Source organism: Halomonas sp. LBP4, from assembly GCF_003202205.1.
In the GTDB taxonomy this organism is placed as follows: domain Bacteria; phylum Pseudomonadota; class Gammaproteobacteria; order Pseudomonadales; family Halomonadaceae; genus Halomonas; species Halomonas flagellata.
The window spans coordinates 528,201-544,729 of record NZ_PDOG01000004.1 but is presented as its reverse complement, the minus strand read 5'-3'; the positions used below and the strand labels follow the sequence as shown (position 1 = coordinate 544,729).

Below are 16,529 nucleotides of genomic sequence, written 5' to 3'. Positions count from 1 at the left end.
TCCCACCGAAAATAATGGACGGAAATAAATGACATTCACTTTCTTGACTACTTGAGCGGATGCTGATGCCACCTATTCATGAGCGAGGTCTAAAGTTTTCTCTTCGGCCAGAAGCGGACGATCGGTCAAAGCTGATGTAACTGTTAACCTTTTCCATCGTCCTCTCTTTGGCTGCTAGATCCCACAATCGCGGAATCATGCTCTGAGATAATACGCTTGAGTTTTTCTTTTAATGGCGTCGGGTCCTCCACATCCTCGAGCATATCAAGGCGTAGGTTATCAAGTTTGCTCCGAGTTAGCCGATTGGCAATCCACTTTCGTTCAAAGCCACCGCGTGCCGCAAGCGCCGACAAAATCGCAGCAGAGAGCGATAGAATCGCTATCAAGGTGTTACGGCTAACTATGAAGCTTGCGGCGTCCCAGCCGTCCTGTTGCGACAGTGTGGCAACGGTCAGGCTCAGGAGAGCTGCTCCAAAAGTGCTGAAATGGTGAGCAAAGCTCCATAGCCGTTGCCCTTTGTAATGATGCTTTTGTAGTCGATCCACCTCCTTACGTAGCTGATCGATCATAGTTGACTCCATAATTGTCCTGTCAAAAACCTAACAGTGATCACACCGAACGCTCTATCATCGGGTTATCGTGCCGGCACGCCCAAGTCAATAAGCGCGCCTGCAGATGAGCTATAACCCATTGAAACCCTAGAAGACTAGGCTTTGCATGAAAAGTCTAATTGGCTAATGTCGTGTATGCCGCAGCTGCATAAGTTAGGTATGGCAGGACGTTACGAAATCTCCGACAAGGGCTGGGTGCTCATTATGGCATGGGGGTACGTCCGCCATTACCGCACAGGAAGCATAATGCCCGAATTTGCGGCTGGTTTGGAGCGTAGCGGAGAACCAGTCCGGCAACATGCGCTCGTTAGTAACCATTCGTTAGCTCCGCTCTGAATGCTGCATGAACCCCATAGAAAAAGTCACTTAAATAATCTAACGCTTTTTGAACCTCGCTTAGCGCATCAGCATCTAAATCGTAGGTTTCAACTATGTTGTCATTCGCATCCAGCATCAAGACCAATTTTCTTGGTTTTCCTGAATTGCCAAACGCACCATCAATATTGGTTTTCTGTATTCTTGACTTTTTGTAATCTTGCTGTGAACTGCCAGCCTTGGGATACCTAAAGAATGTACTTTTTGGATCTGTGCCGTTTACGAGGTTTATTTTAACTTTTATATCTCCCGGCATATCCCAACAGGTTGTTGAAGGCAAAAGGTCTTTGCAAGATTCGTATATTTCACAAAAATAATAATATAAGCCAGAAAGATTGTGTGTATTCTCCAAAGAAACCCATTTATTTACGACTTTTATTCCTGGCTTATCAATGGAAAAATCTCCACCGAACTCAATGCCATATTTCTTGTGAAGTATGAATGTTATTGACTTCAAAAAGAGCTCAACCGCATGCCGGTGAAGATAGCAAAGTGGAAGCACTCCATCTAGCGATGAACCGTGCTCTTTAAGAGTCTCGGCAGCATGACGAAAATTGCAGCCAGTAATTCCTATGCCTCCATCATAATGTGTGGATGGTGGTGTTATTAGGTAGTTCATCGGGCTGTAAGGCTCCTAACGTAAAGCTGAGGGACGCGAGCCTAGCGAGCGTCCCATCGAGCAATTTGTTAGCGGAGAAGGTCTCGCGAAAACCGTAAGCACAAGCAACGCTTTACTCAAATACCGGCGCCGCCCAATATGAAACGACGGACTTTCGCTTTAAAGATTGCGGCCTGCTGCAATATCGCACGATCTTCCTCGTTCTTCGGCTCACGATGCTCTTGATAGAATTGCGCAGCAATGCGCCCCCTCTTAAAGTCTTCTTTGCAAGCTGCAGTTTCCCCCAGGCCATCCTCGCAATCACGGCCTTTGCTAAGTCTGCATAAAACAATTCCTCTTGCCCCTCAAAATATCCTGCTACGGAGCAGTGCATGGACGTACTGTCTTGCGAGTATGCTGTAAGACTTGCTGTCAATAGCGCAGCAGCAACTCAAAACCGGGACATAGTTTCTCTCTCGTAATGCAGCTAACGCTTGAGTTAGCCGTTACCGCCCTGAAGGTTGCCACACTCCGCTTCCTTCTTCACCTTCTCCCACTCCTCCTTAAGAAGAAGCTGAGTTGTAGTCGTAAGGTCGTTCAATGCTGCCGCGAGCTTCGCGCTCTGACTTGGGTCGGTGTACCTCGGTATCTCTTCCAGCAACGTTTCGATCCGGTTATCGTGCTTTCCTCGCGGATTCAGGCGCAGGCGAATAACGTGCCGGAGCCGGTCAATCTCCCTAACCATATCGAATTCTTGTGGCTTCCCTTCCATACTCGAGGCAGACCACGTGTATGTAAGGCCAGAAAACGTCGAGATGTCCTGACGGAGCTGTTCGATCCACTTCACGCGTTGACTGGTAACGGTGTTGATGAAGTTCGTTCGGCGCGTATGCCAGTAGTTCAACACGAGATTCCAAACGCCAATCGAGAAGGTGAGAAATATGCCTACGGTGTAAGCGATGTCCTTCGGTTCCATCGGAGACCTCTGATCAGTGACGGCTAACACGGGGCGAGATGGTGGCGACCATTGCTGACATGTCGCCTTTGGGTCGATATCGGCCAATCGCAAGCTCCCTGCTCTGCTCATATATAGGTTTTCCGATCTGTGGGCACGCTACCGCAATGGTAAATAGGGGTACGTCCCCGATTACCCCAACGGGGACGTTTTGATGGCGTTTGTTATGTGTTAACAAAATCACATCAGAAACTCCAAGGCCGTGCGCCTGTAATAACCAAAACCTCACCAATTTCATTTTGATGGGCGTAGCTAATCAACTCATCTAAAGTTGAAAACTCTACAGCCACATCAGCACTTGAATGCCCAAGATAAGCTGTTGCGGATCCGACTTTCATAGCCAAACACCATTTTTCATTGTCTTGAGGTAACGCAGCCAATTTTGCTGAATTAGAGCGACATGCTTGTTCAAATTTTGATTTTTCGAAAATCATACTACCTCCCTAGTGCAGTACATGCGCAACACACATAACGCCGCGCACACCGGCCTCGCGAAGCGAGGTCCAGGCCACGAAGTGGCCGTTGGTGGTGCACCTTGTTATGTTCTCTCACGTTGATAATATGCAAGTATTTCTGCAGATTGGCTAATGCCAGGTATTTGGTTAAAATTTTCAATTGCTCTCCGGATTGCTTCCTTGGCTTCTCGGTCTATATCGAACTCAATATCCAAGTCATCTTTACCATCGATGTGTTTGATACCATTTTTCACTTTAAGGAGGTGCTTGTTAAGGTCTTTATTCGCCGGCGTTTCTTTGCCGACTAATTTGAACCAGCTTCGCGTCCACCTTTGAGCTCGCTGAAAAGCGCTCTCATTCTTTTTGAGTGATACAATCTTGCCAAGCATCTCCTCTGCTGCACCAGAAAGATTGATGACAGCTATTAAATTTCTACCGGCTACATATTCGCGTAGAGCTAGATTCAAATACTCCATAGCTATTTCTTGCTTGGGGTATGACCTGAGATTTCCTCGTATATCTTCCATAGCCCTACACCTTGTAAACATAACAGTGATTAAGCATGCTACTCGTCGACACATGACCACAAATGGGCTTCAACTTCTTGAAGGTATTCGGTCTCAATTTGCTCACGGTACTTATTCACCAAATCGGCGTAGAAACCATTTACATCAGAATCACATATAATCCAACTCACTTGTTCATTGTTGACCAAGATTCTTGATAACTCGTTTACTTGACTATAAGAAAAATCGCCGTAGGACGATAGTCTCGCAATCGTGGAGTGCGTTGCTGCAAAATTGGAGCTCTCACGGAGTGACTTGATATCAAGTTCTTTCTCGAGCTCACTAGCCATTCGAATATCTGGATAATGGTCCTTAAAGAACTGAGATAGCCTCCTGTAGAAAATAACGTCAGACTTATTTGTCTCGGACCACTCATCAATCAAGAAATCTTTCAAAGAGTTTTCGTCCAATACAGAGTAGTAATCCTTATCATCCGCTATTAAATACAATTCTTCTCCCATAGGCACCTGAGAAAGAAGTACCTCCCAATTTATTGCATCGCCGAGAGATCCATTTTTCCCCGGTGGATTCCCCACATCAACACGGAACCTTGCCTTGCTAACGACTTCGTCGCTTATAGGCAGCTCCTTCGAATTCCGGAAGAGCTCGCCAATGACCTCATCAGCCTCAAGCTTCCGCTCTCTAATGTCGGACTCCAAACTACTTACTAAGTCCTTCATTTTCGAGTTGAAATTATTTTGAAGCTCACGAATCTCATCGAATTCAGGGTAGCTTTTACAAAATACAGGAAACGATGCTTTTTTATTTTGGTCCTTCAGGCGCTTAATCGCATCGTGGACCTTATTTTCTCTGTTTCTGAAAAACTCATCTTTTACTTGCTGGGGCAACCAAAGCCTGACCTCGTCTCTTTCCAAAAGCACACTCAGCTTTCGAATCTCTTCGAGGTCATCATCGGAGAGGTGGTAAAAAGACAGGAAAATATTTGTATCGATAAATATGTTGATACTCACCAGATGGAATCCTCTCCTGCTTAACAGTTGTATTATATAGCGTTCTCGATATTCCACTTTAACGAGCACGCGCGTTCAACAATGTTATCCCGCACGCAACAACACTCACAACCCATTGAAAACTCTATGATTTAAGAAAAGCTCGGCAGCATAACACCAATCACCGTGCACGCAGCATATCCCCGATGAACGTGAACGCGACCTTTTCCGCCATGTCCGCTTGGGGTCGATTGCTGCCCTTCGTCTGATAAATCGGCGTCCGCCGATACCATGGTTGTCTCTATCACACGAGGGTCGCCTCCGCCAGTCGCGCGCTAAAGCGACCTCCTACAATTCGATGCCACCGACGGTAGCTGCTGCGGGTCGAAAGCCGCCTGTCGCGATATACAGCTCTTTCCTACAACTCGATACAATCAATAGTGGCAGCTATGGGTCACATGCAGCCCTCTAATCGCGCAGATAATCTGCGTTCCTACGAAAACCGTTGCCCTGTCAAGTGCGGGTCGGGATTTTCGATCAGGCACGCTACCGCCGAGAGTGACCGATCACCGGCCCTCCTTCCTGGCGGTCGCAGGCCGCCCGCGTGTCTCCATTGGGATAACATTAGAACCCGATTTGAAACATTGATTTACACTCAGCTTACTAAATGATGCTTAGGCTTGCGTAGTCAAATCCTGAGAAAAAAGTCGTAGGGGGCTGGCACCTTTGGATGGCTCCGCCACTCAGGGCTGGAAGTGCTGCTCACCGTTGACGGGTTGATGCACTGCCTTACCCTCAAGGTTTCGTGGTAGATCTGCTTGCGGGCGCGGTTCTGGTCGGCGAGGGGGCGGTGTTGAGGTAGGACGTGCCAAGGGTTGCTGGTGCGTTCCCGAGCCGGGCGGTCGCGGGCATCTGGGCCGATGTCGACATTGATGCCTGGTGCCGGCGGATGGTTGGTACGAGTGGTTTGCGGTTGATGACCGCAAGCAGCCACATTTCATCACCCGCACCGATGGCGAGCCGCTGTGGTTCACGGGGATCTGGGCCGAGCGGGCGGATGGCACGCCGGGCTGTGCGATCCTGACCGATCCGGCGCGTGGGGTGGCCAAGGAGATCCACGACCGGATGCCTCAAGCCCGAGAGTCTTGTGCCCTGGCTCGACCCACACCTGACGAACAGGGAGACGATCCGCCAGGTGGTGCGGCACCTGAATGCCGCGATAACCAGTCAGGACCTGACCGGTTGCGTCTCAGCCGGTGCCTACGATACTGAAACGGTAGGTTGCGGCAGATGGGGGCAAGCGCCTCAGCCCTGGTTCGCCAGCCGGCCATGGGTCGGACGATGCCGCTATCGCGTAGCACTCACAAAGGGGGGCAAGGCCATGAATGACCCGAAACCGTCGTCACCGAAGCCAGGCGATCAACCCGACGAGCTGGCACGGCGCTATGCCGAGGCCCTCGAGCGATTGTCGGCCGGGTCGTCCCGGGCCTGGCAGGGCTGGCTCGAGCGTCAGACGCGCGGGGATTTCTTCACCCTGCCCGACCCGGCGGTCGCGGCCAAGGCGCTGACCAGCCTGGGCCAGCAGTTCCTGCTCCATCCGCAACGCGCCCTGGAGGTCCAGCAGCAGCTGTGGCAGGGCTATACGACACTCTGGCAGAACACCGCGCGGCGCCTGTCTGGCGAGGCGCCATCACCGGCCGTCGCCCCCGACCCGCGGGACCGGCGCTTCAAGGGAAAGGGTTGGGAGGAGAACCTCTTCTTCGATGCGCTGCGCCAGGCCTACCAGCTGACCTCCGAGCAGTGGTTGAAGGGGGTGCATGAGGTCACCGAGGAACTGGACCACGACGAGCGGGTGAAGGTCGAGTTCTACGCCCGCCAGCTGATGGACGCCCTCGCCCCCAGCAACTTCGCCACCAGCAATCCGGAGGTGATCGAGGCCACGGTGCACACCGGCGGCGCCAACCTGCTGCAGGGCCTGGCCAACCTGATGGAGGACCTGGCACGGGGCGAGGGGTTGCTGCGCATCACGCAGAGCGATTCGGCCGGGCTGGAGCTGGGCAAGAACATCGCGGTGACCCCGGGCAAGGTCATCTACCAGAACGAGCTGATGCAGCTCATCCAGTACGCGCCGGCCACCGAGGCGGTCGACCGCCGGCCGCTGCTGATCGTCCCGCCCTGGATCAACAAGTTCTACATCCTCGACCTGACCCCGCAGCGCTCCTTCATCCGCTGGGCCGTCGAACAGGGGATGACGGTCTTCGTCATCTCCTGGGTCAATCCGGACGAACGCTATGCCGAGGTGGCCTTCGACGACTACCTCACCCGGGGCACCCTCAAGGCCATGGACGTGGTGGCGGAGGTCACCGGCGAGGAGACGCTCAACACCATCGGCTACTGCATCGGCGGTACCCTGCTGGCCTGCACCCTGGCGCATCAGGCCGCCCGGGGCGATGAGCGGGTGCGCAGTGCCACCTTCTTCACCTCCCTGCTCGACTTCAGCGAGGTGGGGCCGCTGGAGGTGTTCATCGACGAGGAGCAGGTCCGCTACATGGAGCAGCACATGGAACAGCGCGGCTACCTGGAGGGCACGCACCTGGCCAACGCCTTCAACCTGCTGCAGTCCGCCGACCTGATCTGGGGCTTCGTGATCAACAACTACCTGCTCGGCCGCGCCCCCCAGGCCTTCGACCTGCTCTACTGGAATTCCGACTCCACGCGCATGCCGCGGCGCATGCAGAGCTTCTACCTGCGCAACATGTATCTGGAGAATCGCCTCGCCGAACCCGGGGGCATTTCCCTGGCAGGGGAAGCCATCGATCTGGGCAAGGTACGCACCCCGGCGTTCTTCGTGGCGACCGAGAAGGATCACATCGCCCCCTGGCAGTCCTGTTACCGCGGCGCGCACCTGCTGGGCAGTCGACCTCGCTTCCTGCTCGGCGGCTCCGGCCATATCGCCGGGGTCATCAACCCGGCCGGTTCCCCGAAGTACGGCTACTGGGCTTATGGCCACCTGCCCCGCGACCCCGAGCGCTGGCTGGCCTCGGCCACCCACCACCCGGGCTCCTGGTGGCCGGAATGGCGCAACTGGCTCCAGCGCCACGCGGGCGGCCAGGTGCCCGCCCGCGAACCCGGTGGCGGGCGCTTCCCGCCCCTCGAGGAGGCGCCGGGTTCCTATGTCCGGGTGCGGGTCGACGAGGCGATTACGCCCGGCGGGTGACGGTCACGCGGGGCGAGCCTCGCCCGCCTGGCCATCCTGGTCATCTCGGGGCAGGCGGTCGCGAATCGACGCCTCGATGCCGCCGGCATCCAGCCCGCACTCGGCGAGCAGCTCGGCGGGCTTGCCGTGCTCGACGAAGGCGTCGGGCAGCCCCAGGTTGAGCACTTCCACCTGCACGCCCTCGGCGACCAGCAGCTCGTTGACCGCGCTGCCGGCACCGCCGGCCGTCACGTTCTCCTCCAGGGTCACCAGCAGGTCGTGGTCGTCGGCCGCGGCGAGCACCGCATCGCGGTCCAGCGGCTTGATGGAACGCATATTGAAGTGAGTCGCATCGAGGCGCTCGGCCACCTCGGCGGCGGCGCTGTTGAGGCTGCCGAAGGCCAGCAGGGCGACCCGGCTGCTGCCCTGGCGACGCAGCGCCGCCTTGCCGATCGCCAGGGGCTCCAGGTGGCCGGGAATCTCCACCCCGGGGCCGGTGCCCCGGGGGTAGCGCACCGCGGCGGGGCCGGGGTGGTGGTAGGCGGCGCTGAGCATGGCGCGGCACTCGGCCTCGTCGGCCGGGGCCAGCACCACCATCCCCGGCACGCAGCGCAGGTAGGCGAGGTCGAAGCTGCCGTGGTGGGTAGGGCCGTCTTCGCCGACCAGACCGGCGCGGTCGATGGCGAAGGTGACGTCGAGCTCCTGTACCGCCACGTCATGGATCAGCTGGTCGTAACCACGCTGCAGGAAGGTGGAGTAGATCGCCACCACCGGCTTCATGCCCTCGCAGGCCAGGCCGGCGGCCAGAGTCACCGCATGCTGCTCGGCGATCGCCACGTCGAAGTAGCGCTCGGGGTACTCCTGGGAGAAGCGGATCAGATCGGACCCCTCGCGCATCGCCGGGGTGATGCCGATCAGCCGCTCGTCGGCGGCCGCCATGTCGCACAGCCAGTCGCCGAAGACATTGCAGTACTTCTTCTTTTTCTTCTTGGCGACGGGCTGCGGGGCCACAGGGGCCAGCGGCGCCTCGTCGTTCTTTTCCAACTTCGTGATGGCGTGGTAGCCGATCGGGTCGGCCTCGGCGGGCAGGAAGCCCTTGCCCTTGCGGGTCTTCACATGGAGGAACTGCGGGCCCTCCAGGTCGCGCATGTTGCGCAGGGTCTGCACCAGCAACGGCAGGTCGTGACCGTCGATGGGGCCGATGTAGTTGAAGCCCATCTCCTCGAAGAGCGTCGCCGGGCTGACCATGCCCTTCATGTGCTCTTCCGTGCGCCGCGCCAGCTCGAGCGCCCCGGGCAGGTGCGAGAGCACCTTCTTGCCGCCCTCGCGCATGGTGGTGTAGGGCTTGCTGGCCAGGATCCGCGCCAGGTAGCTGGCGATGCCGCCGACGTTCTCGGAGATCGACATCTCGTTGTCGTTGAGCACCACCAGCAGGTTGGCATCGACGTGACCGGCATGGGCCAGGGCCTCGAAGGCCATGCCGGCGGTCAGGGCGCCGTCGCCGATCACCGCACAGACCCGGCGCTGCTCGCCCCGGGTGCGGGCGGCCAGGGCCATGCCCAGCGCCGCCGAGATCGAGGTGCTGGAGTGCCCCACGCCGAAGGTGTCGTACTCGGACTCGGCCCGCCTCGGGAAGGCCGCCAGGCCGCCGTACTGGCGAATCCGCTGCATGGCCTCCCGTCGCCCGGTGAGGATCTTGTGCGGGTAGGCCTGGTGACCCACGTCCCATACCAGGCGGTCATGGGGCGTCTCCAGCGCCTGGTGCAGCGCCACGGTGAGCTCCACCACGCCGAGGCCCGCACCGAAGTGGCCGCCACTCACCCCCACGCTGTAGAGCAGGTAGGCGCGCAGCTCGTCGGCCACCTGCAGCAGCTGTGTCATGGACATGGCGCGCAGGGCGGCCGGCGTTTCCAGGGTATCGAGCAGCGGCGTGGCCGGGCGCTCGACGGGAATGTCATCGAACAGCTTCATGGGGTCATCTGTCGTCGTCAGTGGTCACGCTCGATCATGTAGCGTGCGAGGCCAACCAGGGGGACACCCTCACTGCCCAGCGGCGCCAGGGCGGTGATGGCCTGCTCGACCAGCTCCCTGGCCCGCGAACGGGCACCCTCGAGCCCCAGCAGGGCCGGATAGGTCGGCTTGTCGTGGGCGGCATCGGCACCGGACGCCTTGCCCAGGGTCGCGGTGTCGCCGGTCACGTCGAGCACGTCGTCGTGGATCTGGAAGGCCAGGCCGATGGCCCGGGCGTAGGCCTCCAGGGCCGCGATGCGCGGGTCATCCTCGGCGACGGCGACCAGCCCGCCCAGGCGCACCGCGGCGCGAATCAGCGCGCCGGTCTTGTGGCCATGCATGGTGGCCAGGGCGTCGACGTCGGGGTAGCCACCGACCGCGGCGAGATCCAGCGCCTGGCCGCCGGCCATGCCATCGCGGCCGGCGGCCACGGCCAGGGTCAGCATCAGCGTCGACAACCGCGGGTGAGCGGCCCGGGCCAGCACCTCGAACGCCAGGGTCTGCAGGGCGTCGCCGGCCAGTATCGCCGTGGCCTCGTCGAAGGCCTTGTGCACCGTGGGCTGGCCGCGACGCAGCTCGTCGTCGTCCATGGCCGGCAGGTCATCGTGGACCAGCGAGTAGGCATGGATCAGTTCCAGGGCCATGGCCGGGGCATCGAGGGCGTCGTCGGCCGCGCCCAGGGCGCGGCCGGCGGAATAGACCAGCACCGGCCGCAGGCGCTTGCCGCCCACCAGCACGCCGTGCCGCATCGCCGCCTCGAGCCGGGGCGCCGGCGCCGAGCGTCCCGCAAAGAGCGCCTCGAGGCGCGTATCGACCCGGGCACGGTCGGCGGCCAGGCGGGCCATCAGGGTATCAGCGTTCACCGTCGTCCTCCGCAGGCGGGGCGGCGAAGGGCTCGAGCTCGATGCTCCCCTCGGGCCCCTCGATCAGGGTGCGCACCTTGAGCTCCGCCTCGTCCAGGCGGCGCTGGGCATCGCGGGTCAGGCGCACGCCCTGCTCGAAGGCGGCGAGCGACCCTTCCAGCGACAGCTCGCCGGACTCCAGCCGTTCCACCAGCTGCTCGAGCCGCTCGACGGTGGCGGCGAAGTCCATCCGGGCCTCCTCGCCTTCCGCCAGGTCGGGCGACCGCTCGTCACGCTCTGCCATGGGACCCCTTGCCAGTCACGAATCCAGTAAAGGCGACAGTATACACGCTCTCCCCCGGGGGTCGTCTGCCCCGGGGGCGGGCCGGCCAACATGCAGGCCGCTCATCTGGGCAGCGTAGCATTTTCATCTTTGCTCATGCCCGCTGTGCTACCATAGGCGCCCTGTTTCGAGCCTGCCCTAGCCCGCGGCCGTTCCTGATCGGCTGGCCACCAGGCTCTCCAATGTCACGACACAGCATGCGGCTCGCACCGAAGAAAGGGGTTGATTCGACCATGGCCAAAACGTCCCTGGACAAGAGCAAGATCAAGATCCTGCTGCTCGAGGGCGTCCACCAGAGCGCGGTGGACAATTTCCTGAACGCCGGTTACACCAACATCGAGCATCTGCCGACCTCGCTCGACGAGGAGACGCTGATCGAGAAGATCCGCGATGTTCACTTCCTCGGCATCCGCTCGCGCACCCAGCTCACCGAGCGCGTCTTCGCCGCCGCCGAGAAGCTGGTCGCCGTGGGCTGCTTCTGCATCGGCACCAACCAGGTCGACCTGACCGCCGCGCTCGTCCGCGGTATCCCGGTGTTCAACGCCCCCTACTCCAACACCCGCTCGGTGGCCGAGCTGGTGCTGGCCGAGGCGATCATGCTGCTGCGCGGCATTCCCGAGAAGAGTGCCCACGCCCATCGTGGCGGCTGGCTGAAGTCGGCCAGGAACTCCCACGAGGCGCGCGGCAAGACCCTGGGGATCATCGGCTATGGCAGCATCGGCTCGCAGCTCTCGGTGCTCGCCGAGTCGCTGGGCTTCGACGTCATCTACTATGACGTGGTGGCCAAGCTGGCCATGGGCAACGCCCGCCAGGTGGCCAGCCTCGAGGAACTGCTGGCCCGCGCCGACGTGGTCAGCCTGCACGTGCCCGAGCTGCCCTCCACCAAGTGGATGATCGGCCAGGAGCAGATCGCCCTGATGAAGCAGGGCGGCATCCTGATCAACGCCTCCCGCGGCAGCGTGGTGGTGATCGAGGCGCTGGCCGAGGCGCTCTCCGCCGGCAAGCTCAATGGCGCCGCCATCGATGTCTTCCCGGTCGAGCCCAAGGGCAACAACGAGGAGTTCGTCAGCCCGCTGCGCGGCCTGGACAACGTCATCCTCACCCCGCACGTCGGCGGTTCCACCCTGGAGGCCCAGGAGAACATCGGCATCGAGGTCTCCGAGAAGCTGATCACCTACTCCGACAACGGCACCACCGTCACCTCGGTCAACTTCCCGGAGGTCGCCCTGCCGGCCCACCCGGACAAGCACCGCCTGCTGCACATCCACGACAACGTGCCGGGCGTGCTCTCCGAGATCAACCGGGTGCTCTCCGAGAACGACATCAACATCTCCGGCCAGTACCTGCAGACCAACGAGAAGGTCGGCTACGTGGTCATCGACGTGGACAAGGCCTACGGTCGCCAGGCGCTCGACGCCCTGCGCCATGTCGAGCACACCCTGCGGGTGCGCGTGCTCTACTCCGAGACCAACTACGAGGAGTGACCCCCTCGCCCGGGCCGTGACAGCAAGCCGCCGCGTCGCATCGACGCGGCGGCTTTTCGCCACAGGACTTCCGACATGCCGACCGGACCGGCCTATCTGATCGCCTTCCTCGTCGGCCCGTTGGAGCAGACCCTGGGCGCCCTGGCCTTCAGCCTGCCCTGCTTCCTCGTCCTGTGGCTGACCAGTGGCGAATCGCTGACCATCCCGCTCAGCCCCCGCGGGCTCTGGTCGGTGCTCTACCTGGCGCTGTTCGGTTCGCTGCTGGGCTTTCTCTGCTACTTCCTGATCCTCTCGCGGCTGCCCGCCGCCACCGTGGCGCTGGTCACCCTGATCACCCCGGTGCTGGCCCTGACACTGGGCATGACCCTGAACCGGGAGCAGCCCTCCGCCTCGATGCTCATCGGCGCCGCCCTGATCCTGGTGGCCCTCGGGGCCTACCTGTTCGGCGACCGATTGGCCCGGCTCAAGGCCAATACCATCGAAACGCCCTCCGGCGTCCAGGACGCAGCAACGGCCCACCCACCCGATCGCCAGGACCGCTAGGCCGACATGAGCGGCCTTCGAACCACACCCGGGAGAAAGCCTGCCGGGGTGAGCGGGAGTGCTTGACATTCCTCCCTTGGCCTTTCATTTTGTACACAATTAATGAGAACAACCAAGAACCAAAAGAGTACACAGCCCGATAGACAGGCACCATGAGGCCGCGTCCCGCGCCCGTGCCGCCTCGTCGGGCCGATTCCATCGAAGGCACCTGAACCAGGTATCCGCCTCATGGCTGGTCACGATGCTTGGGTAACCCTTCGCTTCGCGAAGTCACCCAGGAGGACTGCATGACCCATCCCGACAACCGCCACGACACCCTGTGGATCCGCCACCCCCTCGCCGCCAGCGATTCCGCCGCCGCGGGTGGCGTGGTGATCCAGGGCGATCGCATCGTCGAGGCCGTGGCCCGGGGCGCCACCCCCAGCACGCCGATCGACCAGACCTTCGACGCCTCCGCCCATGTGCTGCTGCCCGGCCTGGTCAACACCCATCACCACTTCTACCAGACCCTGACCCGGGCCTACTCGCCGGCGCTCAACAAGGAGCTGTTTCCCTGGCTGACAACCCTCTACGACGTCTGGGCCCACCTCACCGAAGACCAGCTGGCGCTGGCCAGCGAACTGGCCATGGTGGAGCTGCTGATGAGCGGCTGCACCACCGTGGCCGACCACCATTACGTCTTCTCCGGAGCCCTCGAGCAGGCCATCGACATCCAGGTCGAGACCGCCAGGCGCCTCAAGGTCCGCGCGGCCCTGACCCGCGGCTCGATGAGCGTGGGACGCGAGGCCGGCGGCCTGCCGCCGCAGTCGGTGGTACAGGACGAGGTCACCATCCTCGACGAGAGCGTGCGGCTGATCGACGCCTACCATGAGCGCGGCGAGGGCGCCATGGTGACCCTGGCGCTGGCACCCTGCTCGCCCTTCTCGGTCAGCCGCGAGCTGATGCAGGAGAGCGCTCGCCTGGCCGAAGCCAAGGACGTGCGCCTGCATACCCATCTGGCCGAGACCGAGGACGAGACCAACTACTGCCAGACGCTGTTTGGCATGCGCCCGCTCGATTACCTGGAGGCCACCGGCTGGCTATCCGACCGAAGCTGGCTGGCCCACGGCATCCATTTCAACGACGACGAGGTCCAGCGCCTGGGCCGGGCCGGTACCGGCATCGCCCACTGCCCGTCCTCCAACATGGTGCTGGGCTCCGGCATGTGCCGCACCCTGGAACTCGAGGCCGCGGGCTGCCCGGTGGGCCTGGCGGTGGACGGCTCGGCCTCCGCCGATCACTCCAACCTGGCCGAGGAAATGCGCCAGGCGCTGCTGATCGGCCGCCTGCGCTACTCGCCGAGCCGGGTGCGTCACCAGGACGTGATTCGCTGGGCCACCGAGGGCTCGGCCGGCTGCCTCGGCCGCCGCGACATCGGTGGCCTCAAGCCGAGACAGCAGGCCGACCTGGCCCTGTTCAAGCTCGATGAGCCGCGCTTTTCCGGCGCCGAGAACCCGCTGGCCGCCCTGCTGCTGTGCGGTGCCCACCGCGCCGACCGGGTAATGGTCGCCGGGCAGTGGCGCGTCGCCGGGGGCCGGCCGCTGGACGTCGACCTCGAGGCGCTGCTGGCCCGGCACGACGCCGCGGCTCGCGCCCTGCGCCAGGCCCTCTAGGGCGGGGCGGCGAGCACCGCGGTCGGCACGATCGGTGCATGATTTTCATACGGTTACCGTGACCTGCCCCTCAACGGGTGCCTGGCACGGTTTCCGGGGTGGCAATGGAGCGCTGAAGAAATCGCCGAGCGGGATGAAGCGCAAGGCGCACGGAGCGCAGAGCCGAGCGCAGCGACAAACATCCGCAGGATGGCCCCGAAGGGGCGAGAAACCGCAGGTTTCGAGTCAACCGGAGCCTAGGGGGTATAGGTGAGGCTTTCGAGCACCGCGCAACCCAGCGATTCGCCCGCGCAGGCATTTAGACGGCACTTCCCAACAACGACAACAGGAGAACCCTACCTATGCCAACCAGCGAATTGACCGCCGAAGGGATGGACGAACAGGTGCGCAGCACCCGTGACGTCAACGCCATGCCGCCGCTCAGCCGGGCGGTGCCCCTGGGGCTGCAGCACGTGCTGGCGATGTTCGTGGGTAACGTCACGGTGCCCATCATCATCGCCGGGGCCGCCGACCTGCCGCCGGACCAGACCGCCTTCATGATCCAGGCCGCCATGTTCGTCGCCGGGATCGCCACCCTGGTCCAGTCCCTGGGCCTCGGCCCCATCGGCGCCCGCCTGCCCATCGTCATGGGTACCAGCTTCGGCTTCGTCCCGGTGCTGATCCCCATCGCCGTCGGCATGGGCCTGCCCGCGGCGCTCGGCGCGGCCCTGTGCGGCGGGATCGCCATGACCCTGGTGGGCCTGTTCCTGCCGGTGTTCCGCTTCCTGTTCCCGCCGGTGGTCACCGGCACCTTCGTGGTCATGCTCGGCACCCTGCTGATGCCGGTAGGCTTCGCCTATTGGGGCGGGGGCTTCGGTGCCGAGGACTTCGGTGCCCCTCATCACCTGCTGCTCGGCGCCCTGGTGCTGGTCGTCACCCTCGGCCTGCACCAGTTCGGCCGCGGCATCTGGTCCGAGACCGCACCGCTGCTCGGCCTGGTCGCCGGCTACGCCGTCGCTGCCGCCTTCGGCTACATCGGCTTCGACGGCATCGGCAACGCCGGCTGGCTGTCGCTGCCGGTACCGCTGACCATCGGCCTGGAATTCCACTTCGCCGCCATCATCCCGGTGGTGTTGCTGGCCATCGTCACCTGTGCCGAATCCATCGGCGACATCGTCGGCACCACCGCCGGCGGCCTGGACCGCGAGCCCACCGCCAAGGAACTCTCCGGTGGCGTCATGGCCGACGGCCTGGCCAGCGTCTTCGCCGCCATCTTCAACGCCTTCCCCCAGATCAGCTTCAGCCAGAATGTCGGCATGGTCGCCCTGACCGGGGTCGTCAGCCGCTTCGTGGTCGCCATCGGCGGCGGCTTCCTGGTGCTGGCCGGCCTGGTGCCGAAGCTCGGCGCCATCATCTCCAGCATTCCCAATGCCGTGCTCGGCGGCGCCGTGCTGATCATGTTCGGCATGATCGCCAGCGCTGGCATCAAGATGCTCTCCCATATCGACTTTAACAAGCGCAACATGGTGATCATCGGCATCTCCTTGTCAGCCGCGGTGGGCTTGCCGGCCCAGGAAGGGCTCTACGCCGACCTCAGCACCAACGTCCAGGCGATCATCGAGTCCGGCCTGATCCCCGGTGCCATCGCCGCCATCGTGCTGAACCTGGTACTGCCCAAGAAGGATCGCGCGTTCCGCGCCAACGTCTGACCCCTCACCCTTCGGCCATGACGGGGCCCGCTTATCGAGCGGGCCCCGTCATGTCAGGCTCCCGTCTTGCCAGGGCCAATGCCACAATCGATATGGAACCCTTTTCCGCAAACGAGACAGCGCGGCACCGACAGGGTATCCTGATGAACGATAGCCGGGCATGGGGTCCGGGCGGCATTCTCGAAAGGGCAGGCGGGAGAA

Annotated in this window: 15 protein-coding genes; 6 read left to right on the top strand and 9 right to left on the bottom strand. The window is 61.5% G+C overall.

What is annotated here, in order from left to right; all coding sequences use genetic code 11:
• Positions 1 to 143: 143 nt before the first annotated feature.
• The 6 genes from CR157_RS22330 to CR157_RS15925 all read right to left on the bottom strand — a co-directional run bounded on the left by CR157_RS22330 (position 144) and on the right by CR157_RS15925 (position 4,591).
• Entirely contained in the window at positions 144 to 569 is a 426-nt protein-coding gene (locus CR157_RS22330) for a DUF4231 domain-containing protein (protein ID WP_146218703.1), read from the bottom strand.
• Positions 570 to 918: 349 nt separating this feature from the next.
• A complete protein-coding gene (locus tag CR157_RS22325) occupies positions 919 to 1,605 on the bottom strand; it encodes a hypothetical protein (protein WP_146218702.1) in 687 nt (228 codons plus the stop codon).
• Between the two features lie 478 nt (positions 1,606 to 2,083).
• Positions 2,084 to 2,560: a hypothetical protein gene (locus CR157_RS15930; RefSeq protein WP_110284498.1), complete on the bottom strand. Its 477-nt coding sequence runs from the start codon at positions 2,558 to 2,560 to the stop codon at positions 2,084 to 2,086.
• A 224-nt stretch (positions 2,561 to 2,784) separates the two neighbouring features.
• Positions 2,785 to 3,033 carry a hypothetical protein gene (locus CR157_RS22320; RefSeq protein WP_146218701.1) on the bottom strand — a complete coding sequence of 83 codons (249 nt, stop codon included), beginning with the start codon at positions 3,031 to 3,033 and terminating at the stop codon, positions 2,785 to 2,787.
• Between the two features lie 104 nt (positions 3,034 to 3,137).
• On the bottom strand, positions 3,138 to 3,581 hold the full coding sequence (locus CR157_RS22315) for a hypothetical protein (protein WP_146218700.1): 444 nt from the start codon (positions 3,579 to 3,581) through the stop codon (positions 3,138 to 3,140).
• 38 nt (positions 3,582 to 3,619) lie between these two features.
• Complete coding sequence (locus tag CR157_RS15925; protein ID WP_110284497.1) at positions 3,620 to 4,591, bottom strand: PIN domain-containing protein; 972 nt, start codon at positions 4,589 to 4,591, stop codon at positions 3,620 to 3,622.
• A gap of 918 nt (positions 4,592 to 5,509) precedes the next feature.
• Between CR157_RS15925 and CR157_RS15920 the strand changes: the two genes are divergently transcribed.
• Entirely contained in the window at positions 5,510 to 5,842 is a 333-nt protein-coding gene (locus tag CR157_RS15920) for an SOS response-associated peptidase (RefSeq protein ID WP_258364197.1), read from the top strand.
• Positions 5,843 to 5,951: 109 nt separating this feature from the next.
• Positions 5,952 to 7,787 carry a PHA/PHB synthase family protein gene (locus tag CR157_RS15915; RefSeq protein WP_110284495.1) on the top strand — a complete coding sequence of 612 codons (1,836 nt, stop codon included), beginning with the start codon at positions 5,952 to 5,954 and terminating at the stop codon, positions 7,785 to 7,787.
• Between the two features lie 3 nt (positions 7,788 to 7,790).
• Here the strand turns inward: CR157_RS15915 and dxs are convergent, their stop codons facing one another.
• The 3 genes from dxs to CR157_RS15900 are packed head-to-tail and all read right to left on the bottom strand — an operon-like array spanning position 7,791 to position 10,922.
• Positions 7,791 to 9,737 (bottom strand): 1-deoxy-D-xylulose-5-phosphate synthase, encoded by a 1,947-nt coding sequence (gene dxs, locus CR157_RS15910; RefSeq protein WP_110284494.1) that lies wholly within the window; start codon positions 9,735 to 9,737, stop codon positions 7,791 to 7,793.
• Positions 9,738 to 9,754: 17 nt separating this feature from the next.
• Entirely contained in the window at positions 9,755 to 10,621 is an 867-nt protein-coding gene (locus tag CR157_RS15905; protein WP_110284603.1) for a farnesyl diphosphate synthase, read from the bottom strand.
• 7 nt (positions 10,622 to 10,628) lie between these two features.
• A complete protein-coding gene (locus tag CR157_RS15900; protein ID WP_110284493.1) occupies positions 10,629 to 10,922 on the bottom strand; it encodes an exodeoxyribonuclease VII small subunit in 294 nt (97 codons plus the stop codon).
• Positions 10,923 to 11,194: 272 nt separating this feature from the next.
• On the opposite strand from CR157_RS15900, the gene serA reads away from it, so the two are divergent.
• The 4 genes from serA to CR157_RS15880 all read left to right on the top strand — a co-directional run bounded on the left by serA (position 11,195) and on the right by CR157_RS15880 (position 16,328).
• Complete coding sequence (gene serA, locus CR157_RS15895) at positions 11,195 to 12,445, top strand: phosphoglycerate dehydrogenase (protein WP_110284492.1); 1,251 nt, start codon at positions 11,195 to 11,197, stop codon at positions 12,443 to 12,445.
• Between the two features lie 75 nt (positions 12,446 to 12,520).
• A complete protein-coding gene (locus CR157_RS15890; protein WP_258364196.1) occupies positions 12,521 to 12,988 on the top strand; it encodes a DMT family transporter in 468 nt (155 codons plus the stop codon).
• Positions 12,989 to 13,275: 287 nt separating this feature from the next.
• Entirely contained in the window at positions 13,276 to 14,640 is a 1,365-nt protein-coding gene (locus CR157_RS15885; protein WP_110284491.1) for an 8-oxoguanine deaminase, read from the top strand.
• Positions 14,641 to 14,981: 341 nt separating this feature from the next.
• The gene (locus CR157_RS15880) at positions 14,982 to 16,328 is read left to right on the top strand and encodes a uracil-xanthine permease family protein (protein ID WP_110284490.1); all 1,347 of its coding nucleotides are present in this window, start codon (positions 14,982 to 14,984) and stop codon (positions 16,326 to 16,328) included.
• Positions 16,329 to 16,529 lie beyond the last annotated feature (201 nt).

What these genes read in the sequence shown, in the direction of transcription:
- CR157_RS22330 (WP_146218703.1), bottom strand. Translation starts at nt 569, where the DNA reads ATGATCGATCAGCTACGTAAGGAGGTGGATCGACTACAAAAGCATCAT.
- CR157_RS22325 (WP_146218702.1), bottom strand. Translation starts at nt 1,605, where the DNA reads ATGAACTACCTAATAACACCACCATCCACACATTATGATGGAGGCATA.
- CR157_RS15930 (WP_110284498.1), bottom strand. Translation starts at nt 2,560, where the DNA reads ATGGAACCGAAGGACATCGCTTACACCGTAGGCATATTTCTCACCTTC.
- CR157_RS22320 (WP_146218701.1), bottom strand. Translation starts at nt 3,033, where the DNA reads ATGATTTTCGAAAAATCAAAATTTGAACAAGCATGTCGCTCTAATTCA.
- CR157_RS22315 (WP_146218700.1), bottom strand. Translation starts at nt 3,581, where the DNA reads ATGGAAGATATACGAGGAAATCTCAGGTCATACCCCAAGCAAGAAATA.
- CR157_RS15915 (WP_110284495.1), top strand. Translation starts at nt 5,952, where the DNA reads ATGAATGACCCGAAACCGTCGTCACCGAAGCCAGGCGATCAACCCGAC.
- dxs (WP_110284494.1), bottom strand. Translation starts at nt 9,737, where the DNA reads ATGAAGCTGTTCGATGACATTCCCGTCGAGCGCCCGGCCACGCCGCTG.
- CR157_RS15905 (WP_110284603.1), bottom strand. Translation starts at nt 10,621, where the DNA reads ATGGCCCGCCTGGCCGCCGACCGTGCCCGGGTCGATACGCGCCTCGAG.
- CR157_RS15900 (WP_110284493.1), bottom strand. Translation starts at nt 10,922, where the DNA reads ATGGCAGAGCGTGACGAGCGGTCGCCCGACCTGGCGGAAGGCGAGGAG.
- serA (WP_110284492.1), top strand. Translation starts at nt 11,195, where the DNA reads ATGGCCAAAACGTCCCTGGACAAGAGCAAGATCAAGATCCTGCTGCTC.
- CR157_RS15890 (WP_258364196.1), top strand. Translation starts at nt 12,521, where the DNA reads ATGCCGACCGGACCGGCCTATCTGATCGCCTTCCTCGTCGGCCCGTTG.
- CR157_RS15885 (WP_110284491.1), top strand. Translation starts at nt 13,276, where the DNA reads ATGACCCATCCCGACAACCGCCACGACACCCTGTGGATCCGCCACCCC.
- CR157_RS15880 (WP_110284490.1), top strand. Translation starts at nt 14,982, where the DNA reads ATGCCAACCAGCGAATTGACCGCCGAAGGGATGGACGAACAGGTGCGC.